The 15,384-nt window shown below is 53.5% G+C and carries 14 protein-coding genes; 12 read left to right on the top strand and 2 right to left on the bottom strand.

The window, feature by feature from the left end; all coding sequences use genetic code 11:
* Positions 1-254: 254 nt before the first annotated feature.
* Positions 255-824, bottom strand: coding sequence for a GbsR/MarR family transcriptional regulator (locus LKX83_RS14975; protein ID WP_227883083.1), 570 nt, complete (start codon positions 822-824; stop codon positions 255-257).
* A gap of 194 nt (positions 825-1,018) precedes the next feature.
* On the opposite strand from LKX83_RS14975, the gene LKX83_RS14970 reads away from it, so the two are divergent.
* The 6 genes from LKX83_RS14970 to LKX83_RS14945 are packed head-to-tail and all read left to right on the top strand — an operon-like array spanning position 1,019 to position 6,237.
* Positions 1,019-1,900 carry a carbohydrate ABC transporter permease gene (locus tag LKX83_RS14970; protein ID WP_227883082.1) on the top strand — a complete coding sequence of 294 codons (882 nt, stop codon included), beginning with the start codon at positions 1,019-1,021 and terminating at the stop codon, positions 1,898-1,900.
* A gap of 36 nt (positions 1,901-1,936) precedes the next feature.
* Complete coding sequence (locus tag LKX83_RS14965; RefSeq protein ID WP_227883081.1) at positions 1,937-2,779, top strand: carbohydrate ABC transporter permease; 843 nt, start codon at positions 1,937-1,939, stop codon at positions 2,777-2,779.
* A gap of 36 nt (positions 2,780-2,815) precedes the next feature.
* The gene (locus LKX83_RS14960) at positions 2,816-4,186 is read left to right on the top strand and encodes an extracellular solute-binding protein (RefSeq protein WP_227883080.1); all 1,371 of its coding nucleotides are present in this window, start codon (positions 2,816-2,818) and stop codon (positions 4,184-4,186) included.
* Positions 4,187-4,207: 21 nt separating this feature from the next.
* Positions 4,208-4,987, top strand: coding sequence for an HAD family hydrolase (locus LKX83_RS14955; protein ID WP_227883079.1), 780 nt, complete (start codon positions 4,208-4,210; stop codon positions 4,985-4,987).
* Between the two features lie 17 nt (positions 4,988-5,004).
* Positions 5,005-5,328, top strand: coding sequence for a DMT family transporter (locus LKX83_RS14950; RefSeq protein ID WP_227883078.1), 324 nt, complete (start codon positions 5,005-5,007; stop codon positions 5,326-5,328).
* Positions 5,329-5,352: 24 nt separating this feature from the next.
* Positions 5,353-6,237 carry a metallophosphoesterase family protein gene (locus LKX83_RS14945; RefSeq protein ID WP_227883077.1) on the top strand — a complete coding sequence of 295 codons (885 nt, stop codon included), beginning with the start codon at positions 5,353-5,355 and terminating at the stop codon, positions 6,235-6,237.
* 335 nt (positions 6,238-6,572) lie between these two features.
* On the opposite strand, the gene LKX83_RS14940 is transcribed toward LKX83_RS14945, so the two are convergent.
* Positions 6,573-7,223, bottom strand: coding sequence for a transcriptional regulator (locus LKX83_RS14940; RefSeq protein WP_227883076.1), 651 nt, complete (start codon positions 7,221-7,223; stop codon positions 6,573-6,575).
* 388 nt (positions 7,224-7,611) lie between these two features.
* Here LKX83_RS14940 and LKX83_RS14935 point away from each other — a divergent pair, with 388 nt between their 5' ends.
* From LKX83_RS14935 to LKX83_RS14910, 6 genes are all read left to right on the top strand, one after another.
* Positions 7,612-8,139, top strand: coding sequence for a TetR/AcrR family transcriptional regulator (locus LKX83_RS14935; RefSeq protein ID WP_227883075.1), 528 nt, complete (start codon positions 7,612-7,614; stop codon positions 8,137-8,139).
* Between the two features lie 512 nt (positions 8,140-8,651).
* Positions 8,652-9,152 carry a DUF3995 domain-containing protein gene (locus tag LKX83_RS14930; protein ID WP_227883074.1) on the top strand — a complete coding sequence of 167 codons (501 nt, stop codon included), beginning with the start codon at positions 8,652-8,654 and terminating at the stop codon, positions 9,150-9,152.
* 98 nt (positions 9,153-9,250) lie between these two features.
* Positions 9,251-10,429: an NAD(P)/FAD-dependent oxidoreductase gene (locus LKX83_RS14925; protein ID WP_227883073.1), complete on the top strand. Its 1,179-nt coding sequence runs from the start codon at positions 9,251-9,253 to the stop codon at positions 10,427-10,429.
* Between the two features lie 33 nt (positions 10,430-10,462).
* Positions 10,463-11,320 (top strand): RNA polymerase sigma factor SigJ, encoded by an 858-nt coding sequence (gene sigJ / locus LKX83_RS14920; protein ID WP_227883072.1) that lies wholly within the window; start codon positions 10,463-10,465, stop codon positions 11,318-11,320.
* A 70-nt stretch (positions 11,321-11,390) separates the two neighbouring features.
* A complete protein-coding gene (locus LKX83_RS14915) occupies positions 11,391-11,720 on the top strand; it encodes an S-layer homology domain-containing protein (RefSeq protein ID WP_227883071.1) in 330 nt (109 codons plus the stop codon).
* 207 nt (positions 11,721-11,927) lie between these two features.
* Positions 11,928-15,320, top strand: coding sequence for an S-layer homology domain-containing protein (locus LKX83_RS14910; protein ID WP_227883070.1), 3,393 nt, complete (start codon positions 11,928-11,930; stop codon positions 15,318-15,320).
* Positions 15,321-15,384 lie beyond the last annotated feature (64 nt).

Here is a 15,384-nt window from a genome sequence, read left to right as displayed (position 1 = left end):
TACCAGCAGCGGGTTGCGTAAAAGTTGTGTCCACTTTCTTGACTTAGGTACACGCTCCCGCCAATCCGCCGAAATAGGGAACAAAATGTTCCTTATTTCCCCGCGCCTCCGCCACTCCGACGATATGAGGGACCGAAAGCAAAAAAAAAGGACCTCAGCCTCCACTGTGCAGTGAAATCTGAGGTTCGTTCGTTTCGAATTTGTGACGTTCCCATGTCGTGCGAACACTGTTGGGACAGCCGCTCCTGGTTTATTTATTCGCCGTCCCCGATCTTCCGGCCTTCCTCGAATACCGTCCCAGCTTTCAGCCCATCAACAAACCGCTGCAGCCAATCGTAATAGCCGGCGGCGTGCTGCAGCTTGTGCAGATCGACGAGGCCGAGCTCCCGCTCCTCTTTCGATGTGCCGACGGCGAGAATGTTCTCCGACAGCGTGGGGATGGCGGCGTCGATAGCGCCTCGCATGACGTCGATCTCCCGCTGCAGCTTCGCCGCGAAGAACGACTGGAACGCTTTGAAAAAATCCGTCTCCGCGACGTACAGGTCTTTGCGCTCGTCCTTCTCCTTCAGCTTGGATACCATCTGAGACTCGATCAGCGAACGGACGGCGTAGCTCATGTTGCTCTTGCTCATGTTCATGCTCGACTGCATTTCTTCGAGCGTCATCGGACGGTCCTCGAAAAACATGATGCCGTACAGCTGGCCGAACGAGTAGTTCACGCCGTACAGGTCCATCGTCTGCGCGATCGCGTCGATCACCTTCAACCGGGCCTCCTCGCGGACCGTCGTCGGTTCCTTCATCTTCCCCGATGTCGCCTTCTTCATCCCGGTTCGCCTCCCTCTATCCCTCCCGCGACAGTCGCGAGATTTTACACAAAATTGATTTTCGCTTGATGCGGGATTAACCCTTCTTTTTCGAATGAACGTACAATAAATATTGAACATAAATGGAATTTTGCTATTTACAGCTTCATTTTATCAGAATTACAATCGTTATTGAACGATAAAAAGGAGGAAAAATGAAACGTTCCCGCCTTGCCGGCGATCTCCACGCGCTGCTGTTCACGCTGCCCGCGCTGGTTCCGCTGACCTTGTTCTGGTTCATCCCGATGGGTTATGTCGCCTATCTCAGCTTGACGGAATGGGACTTCATGAGCCCGGACAAGCGGTTCGTCGGTCTCGAGAACTACGTCGGCCTTTTCGCGGATCCGGCGTTCTATCAGTCTCTGCGCGTTTCACTCTTGTTCTGCTTGGGCAGCGTCTTTCCCGTCATCGTCATCGGACTGACGCTCGCGCTGCTCTTCAACCGCAAGAGGAGAGGAGGGGCCTTCTACCGGCTGCTGATGTTCTCGCCCTGGGTCACGCCCACCGTCGCCGTCTCTATCGTCTGGTCCTGGATCTACGAGCCGGAGGTGGGACTGGCGAACACCGTGCTCCGGGCGATCGGCCTGGACGGCATCCGCTGGCTGGAGGATCCGAATTGGGCGCTTGTCGGCGTCCTGATCGTCACCGTCTGGAAGTCCGCGGGCTGGTGCATGATCTTCTACCTGGTCGCGATCCGCAACATTCCGTCCGACCTCCTCGAAGCGGCGGAGCTGGACGGGGCCGGGAAACTGCAGACGCTACGGAACGTGACGCTGCCGCTCATCTCCCCGACGACGTTTTTCCTGGTCATCGTCCAAGTGATCCAATCCCTGCAAGCCTACGACCAGATCAACGTGCTGACGCAAGGGGGACCCGCCGGGTCGACGCGCACCCTCTTGTACCTCTACTATCAATCGGCGTTCGACGCCTTCCGGATCGGCGAAGCCTCCTCCGTGGCGATCACCCTCATGTTCGGCTGCGTCCTGTTGTCGCTCGTCTCGTTCTTCGTAGGGCGGCGCACCGTGCATTATTCCTAATCCATCAAAAGACTTCCCGAAAGGAGATACCTTCTCATGCGAACCGGCATCAGGTTCGGCAGCGTCATCCGGCATCTCCTGCTGGCCGCGGCCGCGGTCGCCATGGCATTTCCATTTTACTGGATGGCGACAAGCGCGCTCAAGACTAACGACGAAATCTGGCGGTTCCCGCCGACGCTCTGGCCGGAGACGGCCCTCTGGAGCAACTTCGCGGATGCCTGGCACGCCGCTCCCTTCGCCCGGTATTTGTTCAACAGCGTCTTCGTGGCCGGGACGATCGCGGTCGTGCAGATCCTCAACTCCGGCATGATGGCCTACGCCTTGACCCATATGAAATTCCGGCTGAAAGGGGCGTTTACCGCGCTCATTCTCGCGTGCTACATGGTGCCGGCCACGGCGGTCTACCTGCCCGGCTACGTCATCCTGGGAAAAATGGGGCTGCTCGACTCGTATGCCGGCTTGATTCTCTCGAACAGCGTCAGCGTGTTTTCGATCTTTCTGATCCGGCAAGCGTTTTTGCAGGTGTCCCACGAGCTCGTGGAAGCGGGCAAAATCGACGGCGCGTCGCATCTGCGCATTCTGTGGACGATTCTCGTCCCGTTGACGCGATCTTCCTTCGCCGTGCTGGCGCTCATCACCTTTATCGAACAGTACAACAACTATTTCTGGCCGATGCTCATCACGAAAAATCCCGACCTGCAGCTCGTTTCGGCCGGACTACGCAGCTTCTTCGTGGAAGGGGGTGCTTACGGGCTGAAGTGGCCGCTCATCATGGCAGCCAGCGCGTTCACGATCGCGCCGCTGCTCGCGCTCTTCGTCCTCACGCAAAAGACGATTATCAGCAGCGTCAATCTGACCGCGGGAGCAAGCAAAGGGTAAGCCATGCACAGAGAAGAAAAGTGGAGGGAAACCGAAATGTCCAAAAAGACGAATACCGCCGTATCCAGCATTCTGCTCTCTTCGTTCCTGATCCTGTCCGCCTGCGGCTCGAACGGCGGAGCCGATGCCTCGAGCCCGAGCCCGGATGCGGGTTCGCCCTCGGCGTCTCCGAGCCCGACAGCCAGTCCTGTCGAGTCGCAGGGAACCAAAACGCCGGTCACGATCGAGTTCTGGTACGGCCTCGGCGGCAAGCTGGGCGAAAACATGCAGCAGCTGATCGAGAAGTTCAACGCCTCCCAGCAAGAGGTGATCGTCAAGCCGGTCGTCCAAGCGGACTATTCCGAGACGGGCAAGAAGCTTCAGGCGGCGATCGCGTCCGGCAACGTGCCGGCCGCCGTGCTGTCCTCCAACGTCGACTGGGCCCGCAAAGGCTACTATGCGCCGCTCGACGAACTGATCGCCGCCCAGCCGGATTTCAACGCCGGCGACGTCGTTCCGACTTTCCTGGAGCAAGGGAAAGTGGACGGCAAGCAGTTCTTCCTACCGATGTACGGAACGACCCAGGTCATGTACTATAGCAAGGAAGCGTTGGAGAAAAACGAAATCAAAGCCGAGGATCTGACCACATGGGAGGCGCTCGGCGCCGCGGCGGCCAAGATGGCCGTCAAATCCGGCGGCAAAACGACGTTCTACGGCTGGGAGCCGATGTGGGGCGCGGACAACATGATCGACGCGACGCTCAGCCGGGGCGGATCGATCCTGAGCGAGGACGGCAAAACCGTCACGATCGACACGCCCGAGTGGATCGACACGTGGGACCAGTTCCGCAAGTGGATTCACGAAGATCAAACGATGCGCATCCATTCCGGCGGCCAAGGCTGGGAGTATTGGTACAAGACGATCGACGACGTCATGAAGGGACAAGCCGCGGGCTATACCGGCTCGAGCGGCGACCAGGGCGATCTCGACTTTACGAAGCTGGCGGCGATGGAGCAGCCGGGCTGGGAAGGCGTCGGCTCCGGCAAGCCGGTCGCGAGCGCGATCCAGGCAGGCATTCCTGCCAAGGCGAGCCCGGAGCAGCAGCAAGCCGCGTTCAAATGGTTCAGCTTTTTCATGAGTCCGGAGAACACCGCTTTTTGGTCGATGAACACGGGCTACATCGCCGTCCGGCAATCGGCGCTCGACGATCCGGCGTTCGTCGCGTATACCGAAAGCCATCCGCAAAGCGCGATCCCGCTCAAGCAGGCGTCGCACGCTTCGCAGCCGTTCCAGGATCCGACCGGCGGCAAAATCAACGACGCGCTGAAGATCGCGGCGGACAAGGTGCAGATCGGCAACGTGCCGGCGGCCAAGGCGCTGAAGGAAGCGAAAGAGACGGCCCAGCGCGAGCTTGATAAGATGAAATAAAGAAGTACGGGAGGTGCGGGCATGCCCCGGTTGCGCGTGAACGGCGTTCCGTATCCGATACGGGCGATCTTGTTCGACAAAGACGGGACGCTGCTGGATTTCATTTATACGTGGGGGCGGTGGGGCGAGCGCTTGCTCGCCCGCTTTTCCGCCGGGCTGCAGGCACGGGGGCTGGCTCCGCTGCCGGAGGATCTCTCCTCCTTGTGGGGCACGGTTCATGACGAAAACGGATCGATCGCGGATTACGACCGCAACGGCCCGCTTTCGATGGGCACGCTCGGCGACTTGATGTCGATCCTGACTTGGCACGGCTATCGCCGGGGCTTGTCCTGGGCGGAAGCCAAGGTGCTGGCCGAGGCTTGCCGGCAGGACGCCGACGGCATGCTGGCGCAATCCCGCGCGGCGAAGGCGCTCCCGCATGCGCTCGAATTCCTGGCCCGCTGCCTGGATGCCGGCATCGCGATGGCCGTCGTGACGGCGGACGAGACCGTCCAAGCCGTCACCCAGCTCGAATGGCTCGGCGCGCTGCCATACTTCTCCGCCGTCGTCGGCACCGACCGGGTGGAGCGGGGCAAGCCGTTCCCGGACATGGTCGCGCTCGCCTGCGCCGAGCTGGGGGTGAACAGCCGGGAAGTCGCCGTCATCGGCGATACGAACGGGGACATGCGGATGGCCAAGTCGGCGGGAGCGGCCGTCGCGATCGGCATGGCCGGACCGAACCCCGCCGAGGCGATCCGGCTGTCCGAGGCGGACGCGGTCATCGCTTCGTATGCCGAGCTGACGGTCGAGGCGGATGAATGAGGAAGGGGGCGATCCGCATGGGATGGCTGTTTCTAGGCATGGCCATCGTCCTTGAGCTGTCCGGCACCGTGTCCATGAAGCTGTCGGAGAGCTTCACCCGAATCGTCCCTTCCGTCCTGATGTTCGTCTTCTACGGGGCCAGCTTCACGTCGCTGAACTATGCCCTCGGCTATCTGGAGGTCAGTGTCGTGTACGCCATCTGGTCGGGTGTCGGCATCTTGCTGATCGCCATGGCGGGCTACTTCATTTTTCAGGAACGTTTGTCCCTCGCCTCCATGCTGTGGATCGGAGTGATTATCATCGGCGTAGCCGGTTTGAGCATCAGCAGCAAAGGACATTAAAACTTTCAGAGGAGGTTTCGCGGGATGGAGAACGATAAGGAAACGACGGAGCGGCGGGAACGCCCGCTGCTTGTTTTTCAGGTCATTACGGATACGCATGTCACCGCCGATCCGGATCATGAATACAATCGGAATCTGGACCGTGCGCTGGCGGATATCGCCGTCAGAGCGGAGGAGAGCCGGGGCATCATGCACGTCGGGGACTTGACCGACCACGGTTATCCGGAGGAATACGAGGCGTTCGCGGCCATCTGGGCGCGTCATGCGGAGCGTCTGCCGGCCATCCGGTTCGCGACGGGGAACCACGACGTCGGTCAAGGCGTCTGGAGCGATCGGCTGAACCGGTTTTTGGCGTCGACCGGCGCGCCGGGGCCGTATCACGATCACCTCATCGAAGGGTATTCCTTTCTGTTTCTCGGTACGGAGGAGGGACACGAGCTTTTCGCCTCGCTGTCGGAGCGCCAGCTCGACTGGCTGGACGCCAAGCTTGGCGAGGGTGCGCGCGACAAGCCGATCTTCGTCTTTCTCCACCAGCCGCTGCTGAATACGGTGGCCGGCTCGCTTGAGGCGCAGCGCTGGTTCGGCGTGACCCAGGACGAGGCGTTAAAGGCGGTTCTGGCCAAGCATCCGCGCGCCATCCTTTTTACGGGCCATACGCATTGGGAGCTGGAGGCGCCGCGCACGTTCTACGACGGCGAGGGGACGCTGCCGCCGATGTTCAATGCCGCGTCGGTCGCCTACCTATGGACCGACGAGGACGAACGCAAGACGGGCAGCCAAGGCTATGACGTGGAAGTGTACCGGGATCGCGTCTTGGTCAGAGGCCGGGATTTTGCCCGGGGCGCTTGGGTGGAGAATGCCCGGTTTGAGATCAAAGGCAGTTTGCGGCGTCAACCGTCAGCCGAATAAAGGAACGACTAACCCGGGATGAATGGCCATCGGCTTCATCCCGGGTTTTCATTTGCGCTTCGGCGAAGCCGGCGTTCCCTCACGGACTCTGAACTCTATATACCGGCAGCCTTGCTGCGCTAACGGACACACTGGAGGCTAATTTGCCCCAATTGACTCTTTTCGTTTTTTAACGGTCACTACAGAGCTTAATTGCACCAAACACCGCCGAAAGTAGGCATGATCACCAAATAACTGCATCCTTGTCCGTTAGAAATCCAAATGGTCGTCATTGACCTCGATAGCGGCCGCTGTGTCTGTTAGAGTATGAAGTAAGTCCAACGCAATCACGATTTTCACGCCAAGCGTAGTTGAAAAGTCCGATACCGCTGATTTCCGCTGGCGACCCTCAACAGATTTCGCTCGACCAAACGATACAAGACCCGCCGAGTGTGGCGATCGGAAAGTCGCAGGTGAGCAGCCAGTTCCGGAGCTGTAAAGGGACGCGTCTGTCGGCGGGCGAATCGCAGCGTTTCTGCTTCAGCCCAATCCAAGTCGGATGATATAGGTGTGGAGATAAATTTTCCGATAAAGGCCAGAATCATTTGTTTACAATACTCAGGCTCTTCTGTTACGGAGAGATAGGCAATAGAAAGCATTGTCCAATCGTCAAGGGCAAGCATCGAATGCTTCTTGCATAAATCCTTGAAGCGAGTAACACCGATGTCTCTGGCATGGGATCGAAAATACTGGATTTCAATGCAGCCCTTGGCTCCTCCAGGCATATACGCCAGATCGAGGTATCGAATGGAATTGTAAATATCTCTGACCTCCCATTCCGGGTACAGGTGATCAAAATTCCCAACGGTGGGATACCAACAGGATCGGAGAAATTCTACGCTGCTGTGGCCTAATCCTCTATCAAGGAGTTCGCGTCTTCTTGGATTTTTCTCTTCCTCGATGTTTCTTTGCAGCCATTCTTCATAGTTTCTCGCAAATAAACCCATACCCTTCATTCTCCTTTGATCAGAAATAAAAAAACGCTCTAATACGGCAACCCTATACAGTTGCTCCTATTAAAGCGGCGTGATCTTCATGCCGATTCGATTATGGTTAGCGTATAACTGATCATCCAGATGTTGACAAATTGAATTGATTTGGTATCGCTACTTGGCCAGTACTATAATAGCGTGATCTTCATGCCGATTCGATTATGGTTAGCGTATAACTGATCGTCCAGATTGTGACAAATTGAATGTATTTGGCATCGCTACCTGGCCCGAATGATAATAATTAGTCTTTCAGAGTTCTTCTAAGCCCACTTCACAACATACCATACGGTATGGTATGTTTTAGTCGATGTAGAGATTATGGATTTTTAAGGGAGTCGACAGGATGTCAACAAATAGGAAACTGAAATGGCTGGAGGAAGGGTTTTCCCTATTGGGTGAACGAGGTGCAGGCTTCTTAACGATTGATACACTGACAAGCCGACTAGGAGTGACGAAAGGATCATTCTACCACCATTTTCAGAACTGGCAAAACTATAAAGAAAATCTTCTCTCTTTATATGAAAATGAGAGAACGCTCAAGACCATCAATATGGCAGAACAACAACTTTCACCGCTCGAGAAGTTTGAACTCGTTATGAAGACATCACTGGAACGAAGATTCGAGCTGGACGTGGCCATACGAGCTTGGGCCTTACTGGACCCATTTGTCGCATCATACCAGCTGCGCATTGACGAAAAACGGCTCGAATATCTCGAAGAGATCCTATGGCAACACTGCCAAAATCGTGAACGTTCTCGCGACATGGCTAGGCTATTTTACAGCCTCCATGTGGGAGGTCAGCATCTCTTTCCGCCCGTTCAAGGTCAAGATCTGGAAAAGCTCTACAGAGAGATACAGAAGCTCTTATGAATGGGGAATCCATGAGTAGCAAGGAGAGATCTTTATCACGCTTACACGGTCTAAAAGCTGGATTGCATACGCGACCAGTATCTGGATGGTCGTTTTTGCAGCGGCTCATATTTACTCAGCTCTCGGAGGTTATTATGCGGTTTCGAGCGATCCAGGTACGCACAACATCGATTCATTAGAAGCAGCTGCGGATATTATCGTTTCCATCATGTGTTTAGCGGGTGTTTTCGTTTCTCTCGCGGCCGTCCGATCATGGGGCGTTTTGGTTCCGCGGTGGATGGTGTTAATACCTGCTTGGGCTGGGTGTCTTCTGCTTGTCCTAAGAGGGGGAGCTGGCGGTATCGATCAGATGATGAGAGTAACCGGAATGTTGCCTTATGGTTTCTTCGGAAGTGCGGAATCGGCTTATGTCATTTGGGCAGGTAGAGTTTTTGATGCTTATGTGATGATAGGGGCGATTCTTTTGGTCATAACAACCCGAATGTACCTGCGCAGGAGGCGGAAATAAAAGGATGAAAGTAGTCAGATTTTGGCCGGGTTACGCGTCATTTGGTTGGGTGTCTGTATTTATATTATTCCATATTTATTGGGCTTTTGGCGGACGATTTGGCCTGGGTGGCGCATCGAATCCAATTCCTCCTTTTCCCACGAGCCTTTCGGAATGGATTTATTTTTTCGTTGTCCTCATTATGTTTGCTGCCGGCACGATCGTTCCCCTTGCAATGATTCAATCTTGGGGGCGGTATTTGACTCGCCGGATTATCATGATTGCTTGTTGGATTGGATGCTTGGTGTTGATTCTGCGCGGAGGCGCGGGATTTGTCGACGATTTTTTTCGGTCAACTGGCCTTCTGCCAAATGGGATCACCGGATTGACGTATGCGCAAATATATGGTGATGAACATATTTCAACGTATACGCAATGGTCAAGCCGGGCAATGGACGGGTACTTTTTTCTTGGCGGCGTTCTCTATGGTTGGGCTGCTTGGTTCTACCGGAGCAGAGTAGCCTAGTTGTTAAAGTCGAAAATTCTAGATGTCACTACGCCACGACGTCACAGATTACCACACTTCATCGTTAAATATGCAAAGTTGAAAGGAGTGCATATTCGATGAATGAACTGAGATGTGTCATCGTCGGGGGAGGCCATGTAGGCCTTCATGCGGCCAAAGAGTTGGGGAAATCGGCCAAGGAGCTCGGGCGGACAATTCAGGTTACCCTTATTGACAAGGAGCCTAACCATATTCGAAAGGTGTTGTTATTCAGGCCGGCCGTCGGCGAAGAGAGGATCGACCTCCCATGGTCTAGTTTGTTGCCTAAGCATATTCAATTCGTTCATGGTACTGTAACAGCCATAGGAAATGGAGAGAAACAAGTTCAATATGTAGATTCGAGCGGGAACGAACATCATCTAGATTATGATATTCTCGTCCTTACCGTAGGCAGTGTCGTGAAACGGCCAAATCACGACCTTGGCGGCTTAGCACTGACGGATTTGAACTCAGGAATCGCCATCAGAGAAAAATGGCAGACGAATATCAGGAAAGCTGCCGTAGAATCCGACCCCCAGGAACGAATAAGGCTTCTGACCGTCGCCGTTGCAGGAGCAGGGATCAGCGGGATCGAGACCTCCGCCGAATTGGCGCTCGCCATGCGTTCCGAAGCAGCCAAGTACGGACTTGATCCGAACCAGGTTAAGATTTACTTGCTTAACGCGCATCACCGGTTATTCATGGAAGGGCCGGATAAAGCCGGTCAAAAGCTGCAAAGTCTATTAACCGATTACGGGGTTACTGTACTTCATAAACACTTCGCGTTGCGTGAAAAGGACGGGGAATTAAGCCTGCAGGATGGGCGATCTTTGCCTGTTGGTTTGTGCATTTGGACACTTGGACTCGCACCGAACCCCATTCTGAGATCATTGGGAGTGCCGCTTACCGCCGGTGGCCGGGTTCAAGTTGACGAATGTTACCGAATCGGGGGGAAGACCGGGTTATACAGTATCGGCGATTGTGCAAGAATCGTCGACCCTGTAACCGGACACGAAGATCCGATGACTTGCAAAGAGGGAATTGTTCAAGCCAAAAGGTTGGGGAAGATCGTCATCGCCGACGTAGAAGGTCGCCCTGCTCCCGTCCACAAAGAGCTGATGAGTTATTATTGCATCGGATTGGGAGCTGAACGCGGATTGCTGTGGACGAGGAAGTGGGGGGTGGACTTCCTTCTTACGGGAAAGTTGGCTTGGAGAATCAAAAACTACGGATGGGATCTCGCAAGTCTGTTAAGGTAGTGAAAAGCCACTGATGGGAATAGAGGTAAAAAGGTGGAAGAACTTTATGTTCGGTATAAAGGGTTGATGTTAAAACTTGCGTACCAGTTGACCGGTTCGGTAGCAGACGCTGAGGATATCGTACAGGATGTGTTTATCAAACTTTATGGCGTGGACCCCGATCGATTGGCGAAACCTAAAGCCTATCTGTGCAAGATGGTGACCCGCCGAAGCATCGACCTTCTCAAATCAGCACGTAAGCGGCGGGAGCAGTACTTCGGACCATGGCTACCGGAACCTGCTCCGACCCCGGAGATGGATGCGATTGAGGGGGTTGTTCGTAACGATTTGCTTTCGTATGCCATGACGGTACTCCTTGAACATTTATCGCCTGCAGAACGTGCCGTATTCGTCCTTCGCGAGGTTCTTGGTTTTGAATATCCGATTATTGCCGAGTTGCTCGATAAAAATGAAGTAAGCTGCCGTAAAATGTTGAGCAGAGCCAAAAGAAAGATGGGCATCTCGGAAAACATACCGGTATCGCACGAATCGAAGAATGAAGAATGGATTCGATTATTTTTAGCTGCGCTTGAGAAAGGAAATATCAATCAAGTAATGGAGCTGCTTTCGGAAGGCGTGATGATTGTCTCTGACAATGGAGGCAAAGCGATTGCGGCTATGCGTCCGATCCAAACACGCGAACTTGCAGCTCGTTTCTTACTCGGAGCGTATAGGAAAGCTCCGAAGATTATTGGAGGGCTTGATATTGGATTCGCGAATATCAATGGCCAAATTGGGATTGTAGTCCGCTCCGGAAGTCAAGCGGTCGCCGTTGCTATCATGCACTTTGAAAGGGGAAGGTTAAGAAATCTATACATCCAAAGAAATCCGGACAAGCTGAAGCATATATGAAGGAAAACGACAACAATCGTCGAAATGAATTGCACAGGACTTGATCCCTATCGATTGAGGTCGTGCCCAAGTGATCATCTGCACCAAAATACAAGTTCCTTATGTGAATATGCCGCTGGTTCAACGCCAAGCGTTTTCCTTCTCCGATACGTCGAACAGTTGGGCGAAGCCGTATATCGAGCAACTGCACAACGCAGGCATCATCAACGGCACCGGCGTCAATCAGTTCAAGCCAAACGATCATGCAAGCCGCGCTGAAGCGGTAATGATGATACTTCGGATGCTAAACGTAACGCTTGACCTCGGTTTAGGTGTAAAAGTAAATTTCGTTACGACTATGTTGGACACTGTGAATAACGGTGTCCACTTCTTATTTCATGCCACATTTATGCAGGTATAGGAGTTCATGCTCGCTCCATACTTGGTGTTGTATCGGTAAGAGATAAAAAAGGCAGTTGTTTTGGACTTGCGTGGGAGGTGCAAGCAGAAATCACGACAGTTGGAAATTAATGTGATAGAATTGATCCGTGGAAAGGCGTTTCTTGCACGTTTTCAAGGAAATAGCTAATAGCAAAAGAGTAAAATTTAGAGAGTGGGAATAAGGGATATGTATCAAGCGAATAGAATGTTGAAGTTATTTCTAGGTTTATTGTTGATCTTAGGGATGCTTCCTCTGTACCTAACCGACAGAGCGTTTGCGGCCCCTCCTGATGCCACTGTTGTGGTCGCCGACAATGAACTGTCTATCGGCAAAACTTCGCTGGTGACGATCACCTTCTCAGAAGCGGTGACTGGATTTACCCTTGTAGCCCTGACAGCAGAAAACGGCACCCTAAGCTCGCTCACAACGAATGATAACATCACCTACACCGCAACCTTAACGCCCGCTGACGGTATCAACGCCCCCATGAATGTCATCACGCTCTACAAAGCCGGAGTAGAAAATGCCGATCACGAAGTGGGGGACGGAACCGTCCAATCCAACAATTACGCCATTGACACGGTGAGACCAACAGTGGCGAGCGTAACGGTTCCTGTCGGCGGCTATTATGGTGCAGGAAAAAACTTGGATTTTAACGTACACATGAGCGAGCCCGTATTCGTTACGGGCACTCCAAGGATCTCACTGAAAATAGGAGCAACAGATGTTCAAGCTGACTATGTAAGCGGTTCGGGGACAGACTTAGACCCGTTGCTATTCAGATACACTGTGCAGCCTGGACAAATGGATGCAGACGGTATTACCGTTGGAGTCTTGACGCTGAATGGCGGTTCGATCAAGGATCATGCCGGCAATGATGTTGAGGATTTAACGCTAAATAGCGTTGGGAGCACATCGAACGTATTGGTGGATACAACGGCTCCAACGATCAATAGCGTAGCGGTACCGAGCGCCGCTACGTATAAAACCGGCGATGCATTAGCGTTTGCAGTGACCATGAGTAAGAATATTACGGTTACGGGAACAGCTACACCGCAGTTAACACTGATTATCGGCGGAGTGAATCGTGCAGCATCGTATGTGTCTACCGAATCCGGCAAAATCCTTCATTTCATTTATACCGTACAACCCGGAGATTTGGATACGGATGGAATTGAGGTCGGCGTATTGTTAAGCAACAATGCGGTTCATGATGTTGCGGGCAACCCTTTAGCACGAGAATCAACGCCAAACCATGTCCCCGACACAACTAGGATATTCGTAGATGCAATAGCTCCGAAGATATCCAGTGTAGCAGTACCAAATGCTGGTTCTTATAAATCCGGCGATGCATTAGATTTTACCGTGACGATGAGCAGGAATATTACGTTTACAGGAGTAGAGGCGCCGCAGCTTGAGATCCAAATCGGAGAAACGAATCGGATCGCCTCCTTGATTAGCGGGACATTGTCCAATACGCACACATTGCAATTCAGGTACACCGTGCAAGCTGGCGATGATGACAACGACGGCATTGTCATTGCAGCCTTGTCGCTGAATGGCGGTTCGATGAAGGATGTGGTAGGCAACGATGCGGACTTAAATTTAAACAACGTTGGCAATTTGTCGGGCGTGTTCATCGATACGACAGCACCAACGATTACAGGCTATACTTTAGGCGATGGGAATGCCTATGTCGACGTGAGGTTTAGCGAAGGTGTGTTTGCAACGGGTGATGGCTCGGGCACTTTAACTCCAAGCGACTTCCGATTGAACTTTACTAGAAACGGCGGAAGTGCAACCTCTGTTTCCATTCCTTCTTTAACGAAAACAGATGGAGGAGATTTGACCGGCGGAGAGACCGCCATTCGAGTGAATCTTGACATAACGGGTATTCCGACCGGTAATGAAACGATTGAAGTCGTACCTGCGGATGGCGCATCCATCTTTGATTTGGCGGGCAATGCCGTAGAAATTTCGCAATCGTCCGGGATGGTAACGCTTCTTGATATGCGACGTGATCCAGTCATTAGCCCGACAAGCGCAAACTTCGACAAATACGCCGGAGCAGCGGCGAATAGCGACGTAACGGCAACTCTGACGCTGAACGGAAACACGCTGACCCGTATTGCCAACGGCACGACGACATTGACGGAGGGAACGGACTATTCCGTAGCGGACAACGTGGTGACGATCAAGAAGTCCTATTTGGCAGCACAGCCGAACGGGACGACAAACTTGACGTTTACTTTCAGCGCCGGATCGTCGCAGACGCTCGCGATAACAGTGAGCGATTCAACGCCAGCAACGCCAACACCAACACCAACACCAACGCCAACACCAACACCAACACCAACGCCAGCACCAGCAACGCCAACGCCTGACTCGCCGGTCATCGACATGAACGGCGTTTCGCTAGACCCGACTACAATCGACATCACGAAGCCGTCCGTCACGCTTGAGGTGACTCCAAAGGATGGCGTAGCTTATGTGAGCATACCAGCTAGCATTTTAACGAGCTTTGAAGGCAAAAACGCTACTTTCTTTATCGAGATCAAGACGCCATACGGCAACTATCAAGTGCCGGCAAACCTGGCTTCCTTGATCCCAGGGCTGCATGACTTACTAGCCAAGAACAACCTGAAAGCCGAGGATATGAGCTTCAAGATCACGCTGACCGACAATTCCGGCGACAAGGGCATTCAATCAGCGCTTGCAGCCGGCTTGCCTAACGGCAAAGTGATGGGCGCGATTGTCGAGTTCCACATGGACATCATCAACACGAAGATAGGTCAAACGATCGGAACCGCGGACAAGTTCAACCAGGCGCTAACTCGTGTTATTCCGATGCCTAAGAACATGACGGTCATGCCTGCGCAATGGGGCGCTTTCCGCTACAACGAAACGGCCAAGAAGTTTGAGTTTGTCTCCGCAAAAAAGGAACAGATCGACGGTGTGTGGTATGTGATGATAAGCTCATACTCTAACAGCGTGTACGTCGTGGCAGAAAATCCCGTGAGTTTTACCGATATGCCGGAGCATTGGGGCCAATCGTTCGTCCAGCTTGCCGCGGCGAAAGGGCTTGTTGACGGGGTTGGCGATGGCAAGTACGACCCGAATCGCACAGTCACGAGAGCGGAGTTTACCGCCATGTTAGTCCGGTCGCTGGGAAGAGGCACATCAACCGGCAGTACTTCGCCCTATGACGATGTAAAGTCCGGCGCGTGGTACTTCGACGAGATATCCAAAGCGAAGGAACTTGGACTTTTGAGCTTTGTAAACGGCAATCGCTTCAAGCCCGATCAGCCGCTGACCCGCGAGGAAATGGCGAGTTTGCTGGCGGAAGTCATTTCACTGGAGAAACTGCCGATCACCAAGGAATTCGTTAGCTTGGACGGCTACAAGGATATTCTAAGCGCGGACGCAGCCTATCTGGAGGACATTCGCTTGATGGTCAAGCTTCAAATCATGACCGGCACCGGCGCAAATTCGTTCAGTCCAAAGGGCGAAACGACGCGGGCACAGGCGGCGGTTGTGTTCGTTAGGATGCTGCAAGCGCTTGGAATGATCGACAGATAACGAATAGCGATCCCTAAAAAGTCCCGTCTTGGTGGAGTACAATCCATTCAGGCGGGTTTTTTTA

It is taken from the genome of Cohnella baijiui (assembly GCF_020731285.1).
Taxonomy (GTDB): Bacteria; Bacillota; Bacilli; order Paenibacillales; family Paenibacillaceae; genus Cohnella.
Note: the sequence above shows the minus strand (reverse complement) of the source record. Positions and strands in the feature narration are given on the sequence as shown.

Bases quoted from the DNA above. Each gene is read 5' to 3' on its own strand.
- LKX83_RS14940 (WP_227883076.1), bottom strand. From the start codon at position 7,223: ATGGGTTTATTTGCGAGAAACTATGAAGAATGGCTGCAAAGAAACATC.
- LKX83_RS14930 (WP_227883074.1), top strand. From the start codon at position 8,652: ATGAAAGTAGTCAGATTTTGGCCGGGTTACGCGTCATTTGGTTGGGTG.
- LKX83_RS14950 (WP_227883078.1), top strand. From the start codon at position 5,005: ATGGGATGGCTGTTTCTAGGCATGGCCATCGTCCTTGAGCTGTCCGGC.
- LKX83_RS14955 (WP_227883079.1), top strand. From the start codon at position 4,208: ATGCCCCGGTTGCGCGTGAACGGCGTTCCGTATCCGATACGGGCGATC.
- LKX83_RS14925 (WP_227883073.1), top strand. From the start codon at position 9,251: ATGAATGAACTGAGATGTGTCATCGTCGGGGGAGGCCATGTAGGCCTT.
- LKX83_RS14960 (WP_227883080.1), top strand. From the start codon at position 2,816: ATGTCCAAAAAGACGAATACCGCCGTATCCAGCATTCTGCTCTCTTCG.
- LKX83_RS14910 (WP_227883070.1), top strand. From the start codon at position 11,928: ATGTATCAAGCGAATAGAATGTTGAAGTTATTTCTAGGTTTATTGTTG.
- LKX83_RS14975 (WP_227883083.1), bottom strand. From the start codon at position 824: ATGAAGAAGGCGACATCGGGGAAGATGAAGGAACCGACGACGGTCCGC.
- LKX83_RS14970 (WP_227883082.1), top strand. From the start codon at position 1,019: ATGAAACGTTCCCGCCTTGCCGGCGATCTCCACGCGCTGCTGTTCACG.
- LKX83_RS14965 (WP_227883081.1), top strand. From the start codon at position 1,937: ATGCGAACCGGCATCAGGTTCGGCAGCGTCATCCGGCATCTCCTGCTG.
- LKX83_RS14935 (WP_227883075.1), top strand. From the start codon at position 7,612: ATGTCAACAAATAGGAAACTGAAATGGCTGGAGGAAGGGTTTTCCCTA.
- LKX83_RS14945 (WP_227883077.1), top strand. From the start codon at position 5,353: ATGGAGAACGATAAGGAAACGACGGAGCGGCGGGAACGCCCGCTGCTT.